Origin of the sequence: Polynucleobacter sp. AP-Kaivos-20-H2 (assembly GCF_018882215.1) — a bacterium.
Taxonomy (GTDB): domain Bacteria; phylum Pseudomonadota; class Gammaproteobacteria; order Burkholderiales; family Burkholderiaceae; genus Polynucleobacter.
Map to the genome: position 1 here is coordinate 227,241 of NZ_JACVOX010000002.1, position 14,667 is coordinate 241,907.

Annotated in this window: 16 protein-coding genes; 5 read left to right on the top strand and 11 right to left on the bottom strand. The window is 45.8% G+C overall.

What is annotated here, in order from left to right; translation table 11 throughout:
* Positions 1–25: 25 nt before the first annotated feature.
* From hscB to uvrB, 6 genes are all read right to left on the bottom strand, one after another.
* A complete protein-coding gene (gene hscB / locus ICE89_RS05525) occupies positions 26–553 on the bottom strand; it encodes a Fe-S protein assembly co-chaperone HscB (protein ID WP_370625337.1) in 528 nt (175 codons plus the stop codon).
* Positions 531–854: an iron-sulfur cluster assembly protein IscA gene (gene iscA, locus ICE89_RS05530; RefSeq protein ID WP_012357505.1), complete on the bottom strand. Its 324-nt coding sequence runs from the start codon at positions 852–854 to the stop codon at positions 531–533. Before iscA ends, hscB begins: the two co-directional genes overlap by 23 nt.
* A 38-nt stretch (positions 855–892) precedes the next feature.
* A complete protein-coding gene (gene iscU, locus ICE89_RS05535) occupies positions 893–1,279 on the bottom strand; it encodes a Fe-S cluster assembly scaffold IscU (protein WP_068322308.1) in 387 nt (128 codons plus the stop codon).
* 38 nt (positions 1,280–1,317) lie between these two features.
* Positions 1,318–2,577 carry an IscS subfamily cysteine desulfurase gene (locus tag ICE89_RS05540; protein ID WP_370625338.1) on the bottom strand — a complete coding sequence of 420 codons (1,260 nt, stop codon included), beginning with the start codon at positions 2,575–2,577 and terminating at the stop codon, positions 1,318–1,320.
* Positions 2,578–2,605: 28 nt separating this feature from the next.
* Positions 2,606–3,175: a Fe-S cluster assembly transcription factor gene (locus ICE89_RS05545; protein WP_215321639.1), complete on the bottom strand. Its 570-nt coding sequence runs from the start codon at positions 3,173–3,175 to the stop codon at positions 2,606–2,608.
* Positions 3,176–3,326: 151 nt separating this feature from the next.
* Positions 3,327–5,480 (bottom strand): excinuclease ABC subunit UvrB, encoded by a 2,154-nt coding sequence (gene uvrB / locus ICE89_RS05550; protein WP_370625339.1) that lies wholly within the window; start codon positions 5,478–5,480, stop codon positions 3,327–3,329.
* A 169-nt stretch (positions 5,481–5,649) separates the two neighbouring features.
* Here uvrB and ICE89_RS05555 point away from each other — a divergent pair, with 169 nt between their 5' ends.
* Genes ICE89_RS05555 through ICE89_RS05575 form a run of 5 tightly spaced genes read left to right on the top strand, consistent with a single transcriptional unit; the run spans position 5,650 to position 9,976 of the window.
* Positions 5,650–6,849, top strand: coding sequence for an amino acid aminotransferase (locus ICE89_RS05555; RefSeq protein ID WP_216265164.1), 1,200 nt, complete (start codon positions 5,650–5,652; stop codon positions 6,847–6,849).
* A gap of 31 nt (positions 6,850–6,880) precedes the next feature.
* A complete protein-coding gene (locus tag ICE89_RS05560; RefSeq protein WP_216265165.1) occupies positions 6,881–8,161 on the top strand; it encodes a polyhydroxyalkanoate depolymerase in 1,281 nt (426 codons plus the stop codon).
* A gap of 54 nt (positions 8,162–8,215) precedes the next feature.
* Positions 8,216–8,902 carry an electron transport complex subunit RsxB gene (gene rsxB, locus ICE89_RS05565; protein ID WP_216265166.1) on the top strand — a complete coding sequence of 229 codons (687 nt, stop codon included), beginning with the start codon at positions 8,216–8,218 and terminating at the stop codon, positions 8,900–8,902.
* Positions 8,902–9,558 carry an endonuclease III gene (gene nth, locus ICE89_RS05570; protein WP_216265542.1) on the top strand — a complete coding sequence of 219 codons (657 nt, stop codon included), beginning with the start codon at positions 8,902–8,904 and terminating at the stop codon, positions 9,556–9,558. Before rsxB ends, nth begins: the two co-directional genes overlap by 1 nt.
* Entirely contained in the window at positions 9,551–9,976 is a 426-nt protein-coding gene (locus ICE89_RS05575) for a DUF1841 family protein (RefSeq protein WP_216265543.1), read from the top strand. The genes nth and ICE89_RS05575 overlap by 8 nt, the downstream gene beginning before the upstream one ends.
* On the opposite strand, the gene ICE89_RS05580 is transcribed toward ICE89_RS05575, so the two are convergent.
* The 5 genes from ICE89_RS05580 to ICE89_RS05600 all read right to left on the bottom strand — a co-directional run bounded on the left by ICE89_RS05580 (position 9,973) and on the right by ICE89_RS05600 (position 14,648).
* Positions 9,973–10,935: a tripartite tricarboxylate transporter substrate binding protein gene (locus ICE89_RS05580; protein ID WP_216265167.1), complete on the bottom strand. Its 963-nt coding sequence runs from the start codon at positions 10,933–10,935 to the stop codon at positions 9,973–9,975. The two genes, ICE89_RS05575 and ICE89_RS05580, sit on opposite strands and share 4 nt — an antisense overlap.
* Positions 10,936–10,954: 19 nt before the next feature.
* Entirely contained in the window at positions 10,955–11,740 is a 786-nt protein-coding gene (locus ICE89_RS05585) for a substrate-binding domain-containing protein (RefSeq protein ID WP_216265168.1), read from the bottom strand.
* Positions 11,741–11,747: 7 nt separating this feature from the next.
* A complete protein-coding gene (locus ICE89_RS05590) occupies positions 11,748–12,188 on the bottom strand; it encodes an HIT family protein (protein ID WP_216265169.1) in 441 nt (146 codons plus the stop codon).
* A gap of 103 nt (positions 12,189–12,291) precedes the next feature.
* Positions 12,292–13,590: an isocitrate lyase gene (aceA, locus tag ICE89_RS05595; RefSeq protein WP_215359457.1), complete on the bottom strand. Its 1,299-nt coding sequence runs from the start codon at positions 13,588–13,590 to the stop codon at positions 12,292–12,294.
* Positions 13,591–13,850: 260 nt separating this feature from the next.
* Positions 13,851–14,648 (bottom strand): amidohydrolase, encoded by a 798-nt coding sequence (locus ICE89_RS05600; RefSeq protein WP_216265170.1) that lies wholly within the window; start codon positions 14,646–14,648, stop codon positions 13,851–13,853.
* Positions 14,649–14,667 lie beyond the last annotated feature (19 nt).

The window sequence follows — 14,667 nt, forward strand, 5'->3', positions numbered from 1 at the left end:
AGATAGAGTTTAGCTTGAGTGACGACTAGATTAAGGCTGCGATGGTGTCATCAAGCTCAACCGCAAACTTATCGATGAAGAGTAAGCCACGAAGTAGCTCTGCGGCGCGTACATAATTCTTGGCGCCATCAATAGCTTGGGCAATTTCTGCAAGCGTATCTTGTTTTGATTGCTCTACTTCAGTCATCAAGGCTTCAAGCGCCGGCAAGTCTTCCGCTTGTTCATCTAAATTCTCGCGCCATTCCATTTGCTTCATCAGAAAAGCAGCAGGCATGGCAGTATTGGTTTCTAGCTTGGCATCAACACCATGAAGCTGGCAAATATAGAGGCCACGTTGGATGGGGTTCTTTAGTGTTTGAATGGCAGTATTAGCAAAGGTAGCCATCTGCATAGCAAGGCGCTGTTCAGCATCGCTACCACGCACATGGCGATCAGGATGCACTTCTTTCTGAACGGCCAGGTATGCCTGATCTAGAGCAGGCAAATCGATTTTGAATTGCTGATTTAATCCAAAGAAGTTGAAGTAATCGTCAGACGCGGAAGGATTCGCCACAACCACACTCATCTTTTACGTTTGGATTTTGAAACTTGAATCCCTCGTTCAAACCCTCGCGCACAAAGTCTAGCTCCGTACCATCCAAGTAAGCCAAGCTTTTTGGATCTACAAATACCTTAATGCCATTGGACTCAAATACCTGATCTTCAGCAGCAGGCTCATCTACATACTCCAGCTGATATGCCAAGCCAGAGCAACCTGTTGTGCGAACACCCAAGCGCAAGCCGCAACCCTTACCGCGCTTCTCAAGATTGCGGTTTACGTGTGCAGCTGCTTTGTCGGTTAAGGTAATTGCCATAGTTATGCCTGCTTATTCTTTACTCTTTATTTCAGCTTTTATTTCGCCGGATGCTTCTCTTTGTAATCCGCTACTGCTGCCTTGATAGCATCTTCAGCCAAGATAGAGCAGTGAATCTTTACAGGGGGCAAAGCCAACTCTTCAGCGATGAGTGAATTCTTGATCTCTAGCGCTTGATCCAAAGTCTTACCTTTAACCCATTCGGTTACCAGGGAAGATGAAGCGATCGCAGAACCACAACCATAAGTCTTGAACTTGGCATCTTCAATCACACCTTGATCGTTCACACGAATCTGTAATTTCATTACGTCGCCACAGGCTGGGGCTCCAACCATACCAGTACCTACGCTGTCGTCGCCCTTTTCAAATGAGCCAACGTTACGGGGATTTTCGTAGTGGTCGATGACCTTTTCGCTATATGCCATGGTAATTCCTCTTTAATTTCTTTATCTTTAAATATCTTTTAGTGTGCAGCCCATTGAATCGTGCTGATATCGATTCCGTCTTTATACATTTCCCACAGCGGAGATAACTCACGTAACTTGGCAATCTTTTCTTTTACTAACTTGATAGTAAAGTCCACCTCTTCTTCAGTCGTAAAGCGACCTAAAGTAAAGCGAATGGAGCTATGAGCCAACTCATCGTTGCGACCTAGGGCACGCAATACATAGGAAGGCTCTAACGATGCTGAGGTACAAGCTGAACCAGAGGAGATCGCTAAATCTTTTAACGCCATCAACATAGACTCGCCTTCAACATAGTTAAAACTAATGTTGAGGTTATGCGGAACACGATCATCCATGTCGCCGTTGACATAGACTTCTTCAATATCTTTCAAACCATTGAGTAAGCGGTCACGCAGTCCGCGAATACGCTTGTTCTCTTCAACCATCTCAACACGAGCAATACGGAAAGCCTCACCCATACCAACGATTTGGTGAACAGCCAAGGTTCCGGAGCGCATACCGCGCTCATGACCGCCGCCATGAATCTGCGCCTCAATACGAATACGTGGCTTACGACGCACAAACAAAGCGCCAATACCTTTAGGACCATAAGTCTTATGCGCAGAAAAGCTCATCAAGTCCACCTTGATCTTTTCTAGATCAATATCTACTTTGCCAGTCGCTTGCGCTGCATCCACATGAAAAATCACGCCACGTGAACGGCACAATTCACCAATTGCAGGAATATCTTGTACAACACCGATTTCATTATTGACATACATCACTGAAGCCAAAATCGTGCCCGGCTTCATTGCGACTTCAAGCTGCGCAAAATCAATCAGGCCATTAGGCAATACATCTAAATAAGTCACTTCAAAACCTTCGCGCTCAAGCTCGCGACAAGTATCTAGAGTTGCCTTGTGCTCGGTCTTAACAGTAATGATGTGATTACCGCGATCTTTGTAAAAATGCGCCGCGCCTTTTAATGCCAAGTTAATACTTTCAGTGGCACCACTAGTAAACACAATCTCTCTTGGATCAGCATGTACCAACTGCGCAACTTCTGAACGCGCCCACTCAACAGCTTCTTCTGCAGCCCAGCCATAAGCATGACTACGGGAAGCGGCATTACCAAACTGCTCGCGCAAATAAGGCAACATTTTGTCGACCACACGCGGATCAATCGGCGTTGTAGCTGAATAGTCCATATACACCGGGAAGTGCTTAGGGCTAAACATAGGAACCGGTTGTTTCGGAAGGTCTTGTGGTGCGTTCATGGTTTATTTATCGGTAGGTAATACATTATTAACTTTGGCGCGCCAAATTGAATACGGAATTCACTAATGGCGCTTTAGGCGCTACTTCTTTTTTAGCTGCAAGTGCTGTAGCAGGCTTATCTGCTTTAGAGCTTTCAACTTTAATTTTCTTTTGACGCATATCTTGAATAACAATGCCGCGCCCTTCTTGCTGATGAACTAAATCTTTTAAGCTCACCGAACTAAGGTACTCAACCATTTTGGAATTGAGATTGCTCCAGAGATCATGCGTCATACAGCGACCATGATTTTCTTCATCGGTATGACAGTTACCTTTGCCACCACATTGGGTTGCATCGAGAGGTTCATCGACAGCAACAATAATGTCAGCCACACTCACCTCAGAGGACGGACGTGCCAAAGTGTAACCACCACCAGGACCACGTGTGCTCTCCACGATATTGAAACGGCGTAATTTGCCGAACAATTGCTCGAGGTAAGAAAGGGAAATCTTTTGTCTTTGGCTAATTCCGGCCAAAGTTACGGGGCCATGCGTTTCACGCAGGGCTAAATCAATCATTGCGGTTACTGCAAAACGACCTTTGGTTGTAAGTCTCATATGTCACCTTGGTAATGGATTGTTATGGACAGCTAACAGTCGGGCGGGTAATACCCGACCATTCCACTCAACTTTACCATATTCCCTATCAAATTGCTCGGGAATTATCCCAAAAAACCTCAATGCAAGCCAGGAATTGGCTGCTCAATCTTTAGACAGAGTCCCTAGATCTAGCCCCAAAGGCCATTTCTTTAACCTTAGTGAGCCTATCCCGGGTGCTGGCAGCCTTTTCAAACTCCAAGTTCTTAGCTTCAGCGTTCATTTGCTTCTCTAAGCGCTTGATTTCAGCCGCCAAGTCCTTCTCACCCATATCTTCATAGTGAGCCCGCTCCTGCTCAACCTGCATCTCCTGACGCTTCCCTTTGACGTCATAGACGCCATCAATAATGTCCTTAATGCGCTTTTTGACGCCCTTAGGCTCAATCCCATGAAGCTTATTGAAGGCAATTTGCTTGGTTCGCCGTCTTTCGGTCTCGCCCATTGCGCGTTTCATGGAGTCGGTAATGCGATCGGCGTACAAAATGGCTTTGCCGCGCACGTTACGAGCAGCACGGCCAATGGTCTGAATCAAGCTGCGTTCTGAACGTAAGAAGCCTTCTTTATCGGCATCCAAAATGGCTACAAGAGATACCTCAGGAATATCCAAGCCCTCGCGTAATAAGTTAATCCCGACCAGCACATCGAAGACACCCAAACGTAAGTCACGCAAAATTTCTACACGCTCAACTGTATCGATATCGGAGTGAACATAACGCACCTTCACGCCGTTATCCGAAAGATAGTCTGTTAATTGCTCTGCCATCCGTTTAGTCAACACAGTCACTAGAACTCGCTCATGCACTTTGACGCGTGCATGAATTTGATCTAACAAATCATCAACCTGTGTACTTGCCGGCAATACTTCAATTTCTGGATCAACTAAACCAGTTGGTCTCGCCACTTGCTCGACAACCTGTCCTTGATGCGCTTTCTCATAATCAGCCGGTGTTGCAGAAACGAAAATAGTTTGACGCATTTTGGTTTCAAACTCAGTAAATTTGAGTGGGCGGTTATCCATCGCCGAAGGCAAACGAAACCCAAATTCCACCAAAGTATGTTTACGAGATTTATCCCCGTTGTACATCGCGTTTAACTGCCCAATGAGGACATGGCTCTCGTCGAGGAACATCAAAGCATCGTTAGGCAAGTAGTCCACCAGCGTCGGCGGGGCTTCGCCGGGAGCGGCTCCGGAGAGGTGGCGAGAATAGTTCTCAATGCCTTTACAGAAACCTAACTCATTGAGCATCTCCAAATCAAAACGAGTACGCTGCTCGAGACGTTGTGCTTCAACCAGTTTACCATCCTTAACAAACTCATCTAAGCGCGTGCGCAATTCTGTTTTGATGGTTTCGATTGCCTTCAAAACAGTATCACGAGGTGTGACGTAATGTGAACTTGGGTACACAGTAAAGCGTGGAATCTTTTGACGAATCTTGCCAGTGAGAGGATCAAAGAATTGCAAGCTCTCAATCACATCATCAAACAGCTCAACACGCACGGCCAACTCATTATGTTCAGCCGGGAAAATATCAATCGTGTCGCCACGCACTCGAAACACACCGCGCTTGAAATCCGTTTCGTTGCGGTCGTATTGCATCGCAATGAGGCGCATTAAAATATCACGCTGACTCATCTTGTCACCAGGACGTAATGTCATCACCATGCTGTGATAGTCACCAGGATTACCAATGCCGTAAATTGCAGACACGGTCGCAACAATAATGACATCTCGACGCTCTAATAAACTCTTGGTTGCAGACAAACGCATCTGTTCGATGTGCTCGTTAATAGAAGAATCTTTTTCGATAAAGAGGTCGCGCTGAGGAACATACGCCTCAGGCTGGTAATAGTCGTAATAGCTGACGAAGTACTCAACGGCGTTTCTCGGGAAAAACTCCCTAAATTCGCTATAAAGCTGGGCAGCTAGGGTCTTATTCGGGGCAAAAATGATGGCAGGACGGCCGGTTCTGGCGATGACATTGGCCATCGTGAAGGTCTTTCCAGACCCCGTAACCCCTAAAAGCGTCTGGAAGGTCAATCCATCCTGAATACCCTCAACCAGGGCGTCAATAGCCTGGGGTTGGTCCCCAGCGGGTGGAAATGGCTGATAGAGCTGATAAGGGGAGTCGGGGAAGCTTACAAACTTGGTCGGATCGAGGTCGTGGCCTGCCTCACCCAAGGGATCTGCCACAGGGGTTTTTTGCACTTCTTTTACTTCAACTTTTAGACCAGTTTTGGGCAACTTAGGGGGCATCTCGGCTATCATTTCACCTGTGAGAGTTATTCACAGCGAATTTTGTACAAACAATGATTTTGCCGTTTTTCTTAGGAAATAGTTGATTCTGGCTTCAAAAACCGACAATTAAACTGAATATAACGTCAACAACAAACAAAACCACCCTTAATTACCCCTTAACTACCACTTTCAACCTCAAATGACCCTGTTTGCCTCAGTCCAGCTAGCCCCTAAAGATCCTATTTTTGGCCTCACAGAAGCCTACGTTGCAGACCAGCGCGCTGATAAAGTGAACTTAGGTGTTGGCGTGTATTACACAGACGAAGGCAAGGTGCCACTTCTTAAGGCTGTGATTAAAGCTGAAGAGGCGATTGTTGCAAAGCACTCACCACGTAGCTACATTCCAATCGAAGGTCCAAACCCATACAACAGTGCAGTGCAAAATTTATTGTTTGGCGCTGACTCCGCACTCATTAAAGACGGTCGCGTTGTAACGGCCGAGTGTCTTGGTGGTACCGGCGCATTGCGCGTTGGCGCGGATTTTATTAAGCGCTTGAACCTCAATGCACCTTGCGCGATTAGCAACCCGACTTGGGAAAACCATCGCGGCATTTTTGAATCTGCTGGTTTTGATGTTGTCGAGTACACCTACTTTGATGGCAAAACACGTGGCGTAGATTTTGATGGCATGGTGAAGTCCTTAGAGTCTTTCCCAAAGAACACGACCGTGTTGTTGCACGCTTGCTGCCACAACCCAACTGGTGCAGATATTACAGAAGCGCAATGGCGCCAAGTGATTGATATCTGCAAGAACAAAGGTCTCATTCCCTTCTTGGATATGGCCTACCAAGGCTTTGCTGAGGGGATTGAGAAAGACGGTATTGCAGTTCGTCTCTTTGCTGATTCCGGGATGTCTTTCTTTGTATCAAGCTCTTTCTCCAAATCATTCTCACTCTATGGTGAGCGTGTTGGTGCCCTGTCTATCGTGACACAAAGCAAAGATGAATCGACTCGTGTACTTTCACAATTGAAGCGTGTCATTCGCACAAACTATTCCAATCCCCCAACTCACGGCGCTGCCATTGCTGCCGCTGTTTTGAATTCACCAGAATTACGCAAGCTCTGGGAAGACGAGTTGGCAGAAATGCGTGATCGCATTAAAGCGATGCGTCATGGCTTGGTTGAAAAACTCGCTGCTGCTGGAGTAAAGCAAGATTTTGCTTTTATCGAGAAGCAACGTGGCATGTTTTCTTACTCAGGCTTAACAGCTGAGCAAGTTGATCGCTTACAGAAAGAGGATGGCATTTATGCCCTCTCGACTGGACGCATATGTGTTGCAGCCCTCAATACCAAAAATATTGATAAAGTGGCTAAAGCAATCGCCCGCGTTTTAGCGTAATAAGCGGATACACAGAATTATTGGAGGCATCATGCTATATCAGCTACACGAGTTCCAAAAAGCCTTACTTCAACCCATGAGCTCATGGGCACGTGCTGCCTCACAGGCATTTATCGATGGTTCTAATCCGGCATCCAAGGTGCCGGGATCAGATCGATTGGCAGCTAGCTATGAACTTCTCTATCGCTTAGGCAAGGATTACAAAAAACCGGAATTTGGTATTCGCTCTGTTACAGCACATGGTCACGAAGTTGCGATTCACGAAAGAACGGTCATCTCAAAACCTTTCTGTAATCTAATTCGTTTTAAGCGCTTTTCTGATGATGTAGAAACCATCAAGAACCTCAAAGAAGATCCGGCTGTACTAGTAGTCGCTCCAATGTCTGGTCATCATGCCACTTTGTTGCGTGACACAGTGCGTACCCTCTTGCAAGACCATAAGGTTTACATCACCGATTGGATCGATGCTCGTTTGGTACCGGTAGAAGATGGTGAGTTTGGTCTTGATGACTATGTTCATTACGTGCAAGAATTCATTCGCACCATCGGTGCTAAAGACTTACATGTGATTTCCGTTTGCCAACCTACCGTTCCAACTTTAGGCGCAATTTCCTTAATGGCCTCTGCTGGTGAAGCTACTCCCGCATCCATGATCATGATGGGTGGTCCAATCGATGCACGTAAGTCACCAACCGCCGTTAATAATCTGGCAGATCAGAAATCATATGAGTGGTTTAAGAGCCACGTAATTTATAACGTGCCGCCTAACTATCCGGGCGCTGGCCGTAAAGTTTACCCAGGCTTCTTGCAACACACTGGCTTTATCGCCATGAATCCACAAAACCACCTGCAATCACATTGGGATTTCTTCCAAAACTTAGTACGCGGCGACGAACAAGATGCGGAATCCCATATTCGCTTTTACGATGAGTACAACGCAGTATTGGATTTGGACTCTAAGTTTTACCTTGACACTATTAAGACCGTTTTCCAAGACTACTCATTGCCAAACGGCACTTGGGAAGTTGCTGGCGAACTTGTTAAGCCACAAGATATTCAAAAGACTGCTCTCCTCACTATTGAAGGTGAGCTTGATGACATCTCTGGAAGTGGTCAAACACGTTCTGCACATGCTTTATGTGCCGGCATCCCAAAAGACAGTAAAGACCACTATGAAGTTGCCGGTGCTGGGCACTACGGTATCTTCGCTGGTCGCCGCTGGCGTGAGAAGGTTTACCCAAAGATTAAGACGTTCATTCGTGAGCATCAGAATACGAAGAAAACTGCCACACGGACTACCAAGTCTGGATAAATTAAGGGCTCTTCGGAGCCTTTAATTTTAAGAAGAATCCAACAAGCCTTTTCCATGAGCCAAGCAAATAACCTCATCGATCAACTTGAGAATATTCTTCCGCAAACTCAATGTACTAAATGCGGCTACCCAGATTGCCGCGGATACGCAGAGGCAATGGCCTGTGGTTATGCGCTCCCAAATCGCTGCCCGCCTGGTGGGGTTGAGGGTATTGAGCGCCTAAGTAAGGTGTTGATACCCATCTACCCACAAGATGCCTTTGAGCTGCACCCCACCATTGATTCAAAGTGTGGAGTTGAGCGCCCTAGGCCCTTAGCATTCATCGATCCACAGAAATGCATTGGCTGCACGCTATGCATTCAGGCTTGTCCAGTTGATGCGATCGTTGGTGCCTCAAAACAAATGCATGTGGTTCTGACTGAGTGGTGCACTGGTTGCGATCTCTGCATTCCGCCATGCCCAGTAGATTGCATCAGCATGAATGATGTCACCGGCAATAAAACTGGTTGGGATGCCTGGTCTCAAGACTTGGCAGACATCTCGCGTCAGCGTTATCACGATCGTGAACAACGGCTGGATAGAGAACAAAAAGATAATGATGAGCGCCTGGCGAAAAAAGCAGCAAACAAATTAGCAGCAGTCAACGCAGAAAGTCCTTCATCTGCTGACGAGTTAAAAGAACAAGAACGTAAACGCGCCATCATTGCAGCTGCTATTGCACGAGCCCAACAAAAGAAATGATGAATCTAGAAAAGCGTCGTGCTTTTTTTGAGCAGCTCAAAGCCAATAATCCCAAACCAGAAACCGAGCTGGAATATAGCTCGCCATTTGAGTTGCTAATTGCGGTACTACTATCGGCACAAGCAACTGATGTCTCAGTTAACAAGGGAACGCGCAAGCTTTATAAGATTGCCAATACCCCGCAAGCCCTTTTAGATCTTGGCGAAGATGGTGTTAGGCCCTATATCCAACATATCGGATTATTCAACTCTAAAGGTAAACATATTCAAGAAACCTGCCGACTGCTCCTAGAGAAACATGGTGGTGAAGTTCCGCAAACTCGCGAAGAATTAGAAGCTCTACCTGGTGTTGGCAGAAAAACAGCCAACGTCATTCTAAATACTGCCTTTGGACAACCTACGATTGCGGTGGATACGCACATCTTTAGAGTATCTAACCGAACAGGGCTGGCGCCCGGCAAAGATGTAATTAAAGTGGAAGAACAATTGCTTAAGCGGGTACCTAAGGAATACTTATTAGATGCCCATCACTGGCTTATTCTGCATGGTCGATATACCTGCAAGGCGCGCAACCCAGATTGTGCACAATGCATAGTAGAACCACTATGCGGCTTTAAACAAAAAACTGGTAAAGGAAAAGTTCGTGGCAATATTTAATCCAACCCGTGAAGAAGTGCGTCGCTTTTTCTGCGATACCTGGAAAAAGAAGATCGAGAATCATATTCTTGATCCGATGGAGACGTTGGCCAGCGATTGGATGGTTGAGCACCCCGAATACCACGACTTACTCAAAGATCCAGAGGGTGCTCTTGCTCAGGACTACACGCCGGAACGTGGCGAAACCAACCCCTTCTTGCATTTGTCGATGCATCTATCGATTAGCGAACAGATCTCAATCAATCAGCCGCCCGGCATTAAAGAGATTGCAGACAAACTATCTCTGAGGTTGGGTTCAATGCATGAAGCGCAACACATCATGATGGAGTGCCTGGGGCAAGTGATGTGGGAAGCCCAGCGTGAAGGACAACCACTTAACCCAGAGAAGTATTTAGAAGCCCTGAAGAAATTGGCTTAATCCTCTTTCATATTGGCACGCTTCACTATTGGCTCTAGTCTTGCTTTCTCATCTGCGAGGAATTTTGTAAAAGCAGCCCTGGTTCCAGGTGATGGCTCAATACCTTGTGGTGTTAGGCGACTTTGAACAGCCGCAGTCTTCAGGCCTGCATTAATCGCTTGATTCATTTTCTCCAAAATAGCATCAGGTGTGCCTTTGGGCGCAAAAACTCCAGCCCAGTGACCAATGAAAACTTCAGGATACCCCTGCTCTTTAGTTGTTGGAACATCAGGCAGGGCCGTAATTCTTTTATTCCAAGTGGAAGCAATTGCTTTTAATTTGCCGCCTTGGATTTGCGGAATTACTACAACGCTTGCCTCTGAGGTTGCGTCAACTTGATTGGAGATAACAGCCACCATTCCTTCGGAACCACTCTTATAAGGAATGATTTCATATTTACCGCCTGCTTTTACTTTCAACATCTCCGCTACGAAGTGTGGAGTACTCCCAGTACCAGCAGTTGAGAAGTTAAGTCCTTTGGGATCTTTGGCTAGAACTAGCAGATCCTTCATATTATTGATTTTGGAGTCTGCTGAAACAACAATAATGGATGGGCTTATAGCGAGCATCCCAACGGGCACTAAATCGCCTTCCTTATATGGCATGGATGACTTAATCATTGGGTTAGTAATAATTCCACCAGCACTAACAAAGAAGGTGTACCCATCTGGCGCACTCTTTGCCACAAAATCCGCACCCAATAGAGAGCCAGCACCTGGTTTGTTTTCCACAATAATAGGTTGACCCAATTGCTTTGAGGCAGCTTCAGCAACCACTCTGGCAACAGTATCGTTAGCGCCGCCAGGACCAAACCCAACAACAAATTTAATGGGGTGATTAGGCCAAGGGTCAGCAGCAAACACCGGTCCAAATGCTAAAGATAAAGATGCAATCAGAGCGGCTTTAGTAAAACACTTCATTTCTATGGTCCTTTTTATCCTACCAAGGTATTGCCGGCAAGGCTGGCTTTAATCCTGCTTTTTGAATGGTATCAACTGCTTTTGTTGATGCTAAAAATACTATGAGATCTTTTGATGCATCTAAATTTTGCGTGTTACTTGTAATACCCGCGGAAAATAGCACTGTCTTTTGAGCTTCTTGCGGTAGCTCACCTATAAAGTCAACACCAGGAATGGGGAGTAGCTCGCTGACTTGCTGAAAGCCCAAATCTGCATCACCCCTAGCTACAACTGAAGCGACCCTTTCGCTATATATCTTTCTTGCAGTTTTATTCATCTGCTCCGAAATCCCCATCTTCGGAAAAAGCTCGGTTGATAAATAAACACCGCTAGCGCTTGCGGAATACGCAACCGACTTTGCATTTAATAAAGCCAATTTCAATCCATTCATTGTGCTGATATCAGGCTTTGGTGCACCCGCCTTTACTACCGCACCCATTACCGAAGCAACCAAATCAACTCGCGTCCCAGATTGAAGATCTCCGCTCTTGATAAACCCCTCCAAAGACGGTGCAGCCAGGATTAATACATCAAACCGCTCACCTTTGGCTAATCTAGAAGGAATAGAGTCGGGTGCAGCGCCCATTGATGAGCCATAAGAAATAATGACTTTATTAGGGGATTGTTTTTCATACTCAGGGACTAACTGCTTTAACGCCTCAGCGAATGCTCCCGAGGTAATTACTTGTATGTCTGCCGCATAAGAATAGTCAACCTGCAATACATTAGTTACAAGTATTAAAAAGGCAAAAAATAATTTACGCATCGAATCCCTAGGATAAATTTGCAATTGCAGTCTTGATTGCGGCTGGCAATTCTTGAGCTTTTTTTCTTCTGGCTTCTAATGCGACTTCTTTTGTTTCTTGAGTTTTTTTGGACCAGACCGATCCGGGGAAGAATGCGTCATCCTTAAATCTAGGGATGACATGCCAATGAATATGCGGAACCATATTGCCTAAGGCGGCAATATTGACTTTATCGGGATGCATGACGTGGCGCATTGCCTGTTCAACAGCGAATACTAGAGTCATTAAATGCTCGCGCTCACCATAGGTAAGGTCCGTCATCTCAGCTACGTGACGATTCCATATCACCCGACAAAATCCAGGCAGATCAGGATCATTCACCAGAATGACTCGACAGTCATCTCCGCGCCAAATAAGCTGCCCCTCTTCGGGCTTGAGTTCGTCTTTACAGAGTACGCAATTAGTCATCTGAAGAATGTAAACGAAAACGGCACCTAAGTCACCCTTGTGGGGTCATTTAGGTGCCGCGGCAGTATGGTGCTACTGCTTACAACGTACTACTTAGGGATTCTTAATGGAACTGCTCTTCTTCAGTAGAACCAGTCAATGCTGTTACAGAAGACTTACCACCTTGAATAACGGTAGTTACGTCGTCGAAGTAACCAGTACCAACTTCTTGCTGATGTGAAACGAATGTGTATCCACGGTCACGAGCAGCAAATTCTGGCTCTTGTACTTTCTCGATGTATGCAGTCATACCGCGCTGCATGTAGTCTTGAGCCAAGTCGAACATGTTGTACCACATAGAGTGGATACCAGCCAATGTGATGAACTGATACTTGTAACCCATTGCACCTAATTCACGTTGGAATTTAGCAATGGTTGCGTCGTCCAAGTTTTTCTTCCAGTTGAAAGATGGTGAGCAGTTGTAAGCCAACATTTTGCCTGGGAACTTTGCACGAATTGCTTCAGCAAACTGACGAGCAAAATCAAGGTCAGGGGTACCAGTCTCACACCAAACCATATCTGCGTAAGCAGCGTAAGCCAAACCACGTGAGATCGCTTGATCCAAGCCTTTACGTGTTTTGTAGAAGCCTTCTGGAGTGCGCTCGCCTGTCAAGAATGGCTTGTCATTTGCATCGTAGTCAGATGTCAACAAGTCAGCAGCTTCAGCATCGGTACGGGCCAAGATAATAGTAGAAACACCCATCACGTCAGCAGCCAAGCGTGCAGAAATCAACTTCTGGACTGACTCGGCAGTAGGCAACAATACTTTACCGCCCAAGTGACCGCACTTCTTAACAGAAGACAATTGATCTTCAAAGTGAACGCCCGCAGCGCCCTGCTTGATCAAGGCTTTACTTAATTCAAATGCATTCAATACACCACCGAAACCAGCTTCAGCATCGGCAACGATTGGAGCGAAATACTCGATGTAACCTGCATCACCTTTGTTGATACCTTTAGCTGTTTGAATTTCATCAGCGCGTTGGAATGAGTTATTGATACGCTCAACCATCTTAGGAACTGAATCTACTGGATATAAAGATTGGTCAGGGTACATTGCTGCATAAGAGTTACCATCAGCAGCAACCTGCCAGCCTGACAAGTAAATAGCTTGTACGCCAGCTTTAACCTGCTGCATTGCTTGACCACCAGTCAAAGCACCCAAACAGTTAACGTAAGCTTCGTTATTTACCAATTCCCAAAGACGCTCAGCACCATGCTTAGCTAAAGTGTGCTCAATCTTCAACGAACCACGAAGACGTACTACGTCCTCAGCTGTATAGCCACGAGTAATACCTTTCCAGCGTGGATTGGTATCCCAGTCTTTTTGTAGTGCTGCGATTTCTGCTTTGCGATCTGCCATGTTTTTCTCCCTAAGTTAAACAAGTACTTCAAAATTTGAAGACCTTTAAGACCTATTCAAGTCTTATGTCTTATATAAGAGTTTAGACAGTTCAAAAAAGCAGGCAAGGGGAATTTGAGATATTTTTGAAAATATTTAGTTATTTAAATTCAATAACTTATATTTACATTTTTACTATGTGGAATAGTTATTCACTGCTTGGAATGAAAAGATCAACTGCTTACTGCACAGAATTTTACGCAGCGTAATGACATTTCATATTATGAAAAATATAGCTTCAGTGGGTTGGCGCAAAGAATTCGGTTGCGCAATCCTTCATCGGGGGCATATAACGCAAGGCTTTCAAGTAGCTGCGCTACGGATGGCATAACACCCCAATTAGCTACATGTGGCCAATCAGAGCCCCATACACATCGCCCAGGTGCGGCATCAATTAACTCTTGCGCATAAGGAATCACATCTTCATAAGGTGGTGCTTGATCAGTTAAACGATAGGCACCAGACACTTTGACCCACGCCCGCTCTCGCACTAAATCAACGAGCGCTTTAAAGCCAGGCGAATCCAAACCAACAGAAGTTTTTAAGTAGCCCATATGATCAACTACGAGAGTAGACTTTAAATTCTGCATGCGCGGCATCAGTGTCGGAAGATCATTTGCATCTAACAAAAATTGAATATGCCAACCCCAATCCCTTGCTAGAGCATCGCACTCTTCAAGCTTTGAAATATCTAAGCCGCCTCCAGAAAACATGAGGTTCATGCGAATGCCAACTACACCAGCATCCTTCATCTTTTGATAATAAGAATCTACTTGACCAAGGAGCGGCACAGCAACCCCACGCAAGCGCTGCGGATGGTTTCTTAACGCCTTTAGCATTGGCTCATTGTCTTGGCCATTCACACTGACCTGAATCAGCACACCGTAGGTCATGCCAACCGCATCAAGCATTCGAATATATTGCTCCTCGGTTGCCTCTGGAGAGGTGTAGGAACGATCAGGTACAAAACTGGCTGCGCTAATGACATGCGCATGCGTATCCACTGCGCCGAAAGGCATCTTAAAAGAAAAGGGACCA

Bases quoted from the DNA above. Each gene is read 5' to 3' on its own strand.
- ICE89_RS05585 (WP_216265168.1), bottom strand. From the start codon at position 11,740: ATGCGTAAATTATTTTTTGCCTTTTTAATACTTGTAACTAATGTATTG.
- uvrB (WP_370625339.1), bottom strand. From the start codon at position 5,480: ATGATAGCCGAGATGCCCCCTAAGTTGCCCAAAACTGGTCTAAAAGTT.
- aceA (WP_215359457.1), bottom strand. From the start codon at position 13,590: ATGGCAGATCGCAAAGCAGAAATCGCAGCACTACAAAAAGACTGGGAT.
- ICE89_RS05580 (WP_216265167.1), bottom strand. From the start codon at position 10,935: ATGAAGTGTTTTACTAAAGCCGCTCTGATTGCATCTTTATCTTTAGCA.
- ICE89_RS05555 (WP_216265164.1), top strand. From the start codon at position 5,650: ATGACCCTGTTTGCCTCAGTCCAGCTAGCCCCTAAAGATCCTATTTTT.
- ICE89_RS05600 (WP_216265170.1), bottom strand. From the start codon at position 14,648: ATGCCTTTCGGCGCAGTGGATACGCATGCGCATGTCATTAGCGCAGCC.
- rsxB (WP_216265166.1), top strand. From the start codon at position 8,216: ATGAGCCAAGCAAATAACCTCATCGATCAACTTGAGAATATTCTTCCG.
- nth (WP_216265542.1), top strand. From the start codon at position 8,902: ATGAATCTAGAAAAGCGTCGTGCTTTTTTTGAGCAGCTCAAAGCCAAT.
- ICE89_RS05545 (WP_215321639.1), bottom strand. From the start codon at position 3,175: ATGAGACTTACAACCAAAGGTCGTTTTGCAGTAACCGCAATGATTGAT.
- iscA (WP_012357505.1), bottom strand. From the start codon at position 854: ATGGCAATTACCTTAACCGACAAAGCAGCTGCACACGTAAACCGCAAT.
- ICE89_RS05540 (WP_370625338.1), bottom strand. From the start codon at position 2,577: ATGAACGCACCACAAGACCTTCCGAAACAACCGGTTCCTATGTTTAGC.
- iscU (WP_068322308.1), bottom strand. From the start codon at position 1,279: ATGGCATATAGCGAAAAGGTCATCGACCACTACGAAAATCCCCGTAAC.
- ICE89_RS05590 (WP_216265169.1), bottom strand. From the start codon at position 12,188: ATGACTAATTGCGTACTCTGTAAAGACGAACTCAAGCCCGAAGAGGGG.
- ICE89_RS05560 (WP_216265165.1), top strand. From the start codon at position 6,881: ATGCTATATCAGCTACACGAGTTCCAAAAAGCCTTACTTCAACCCATG.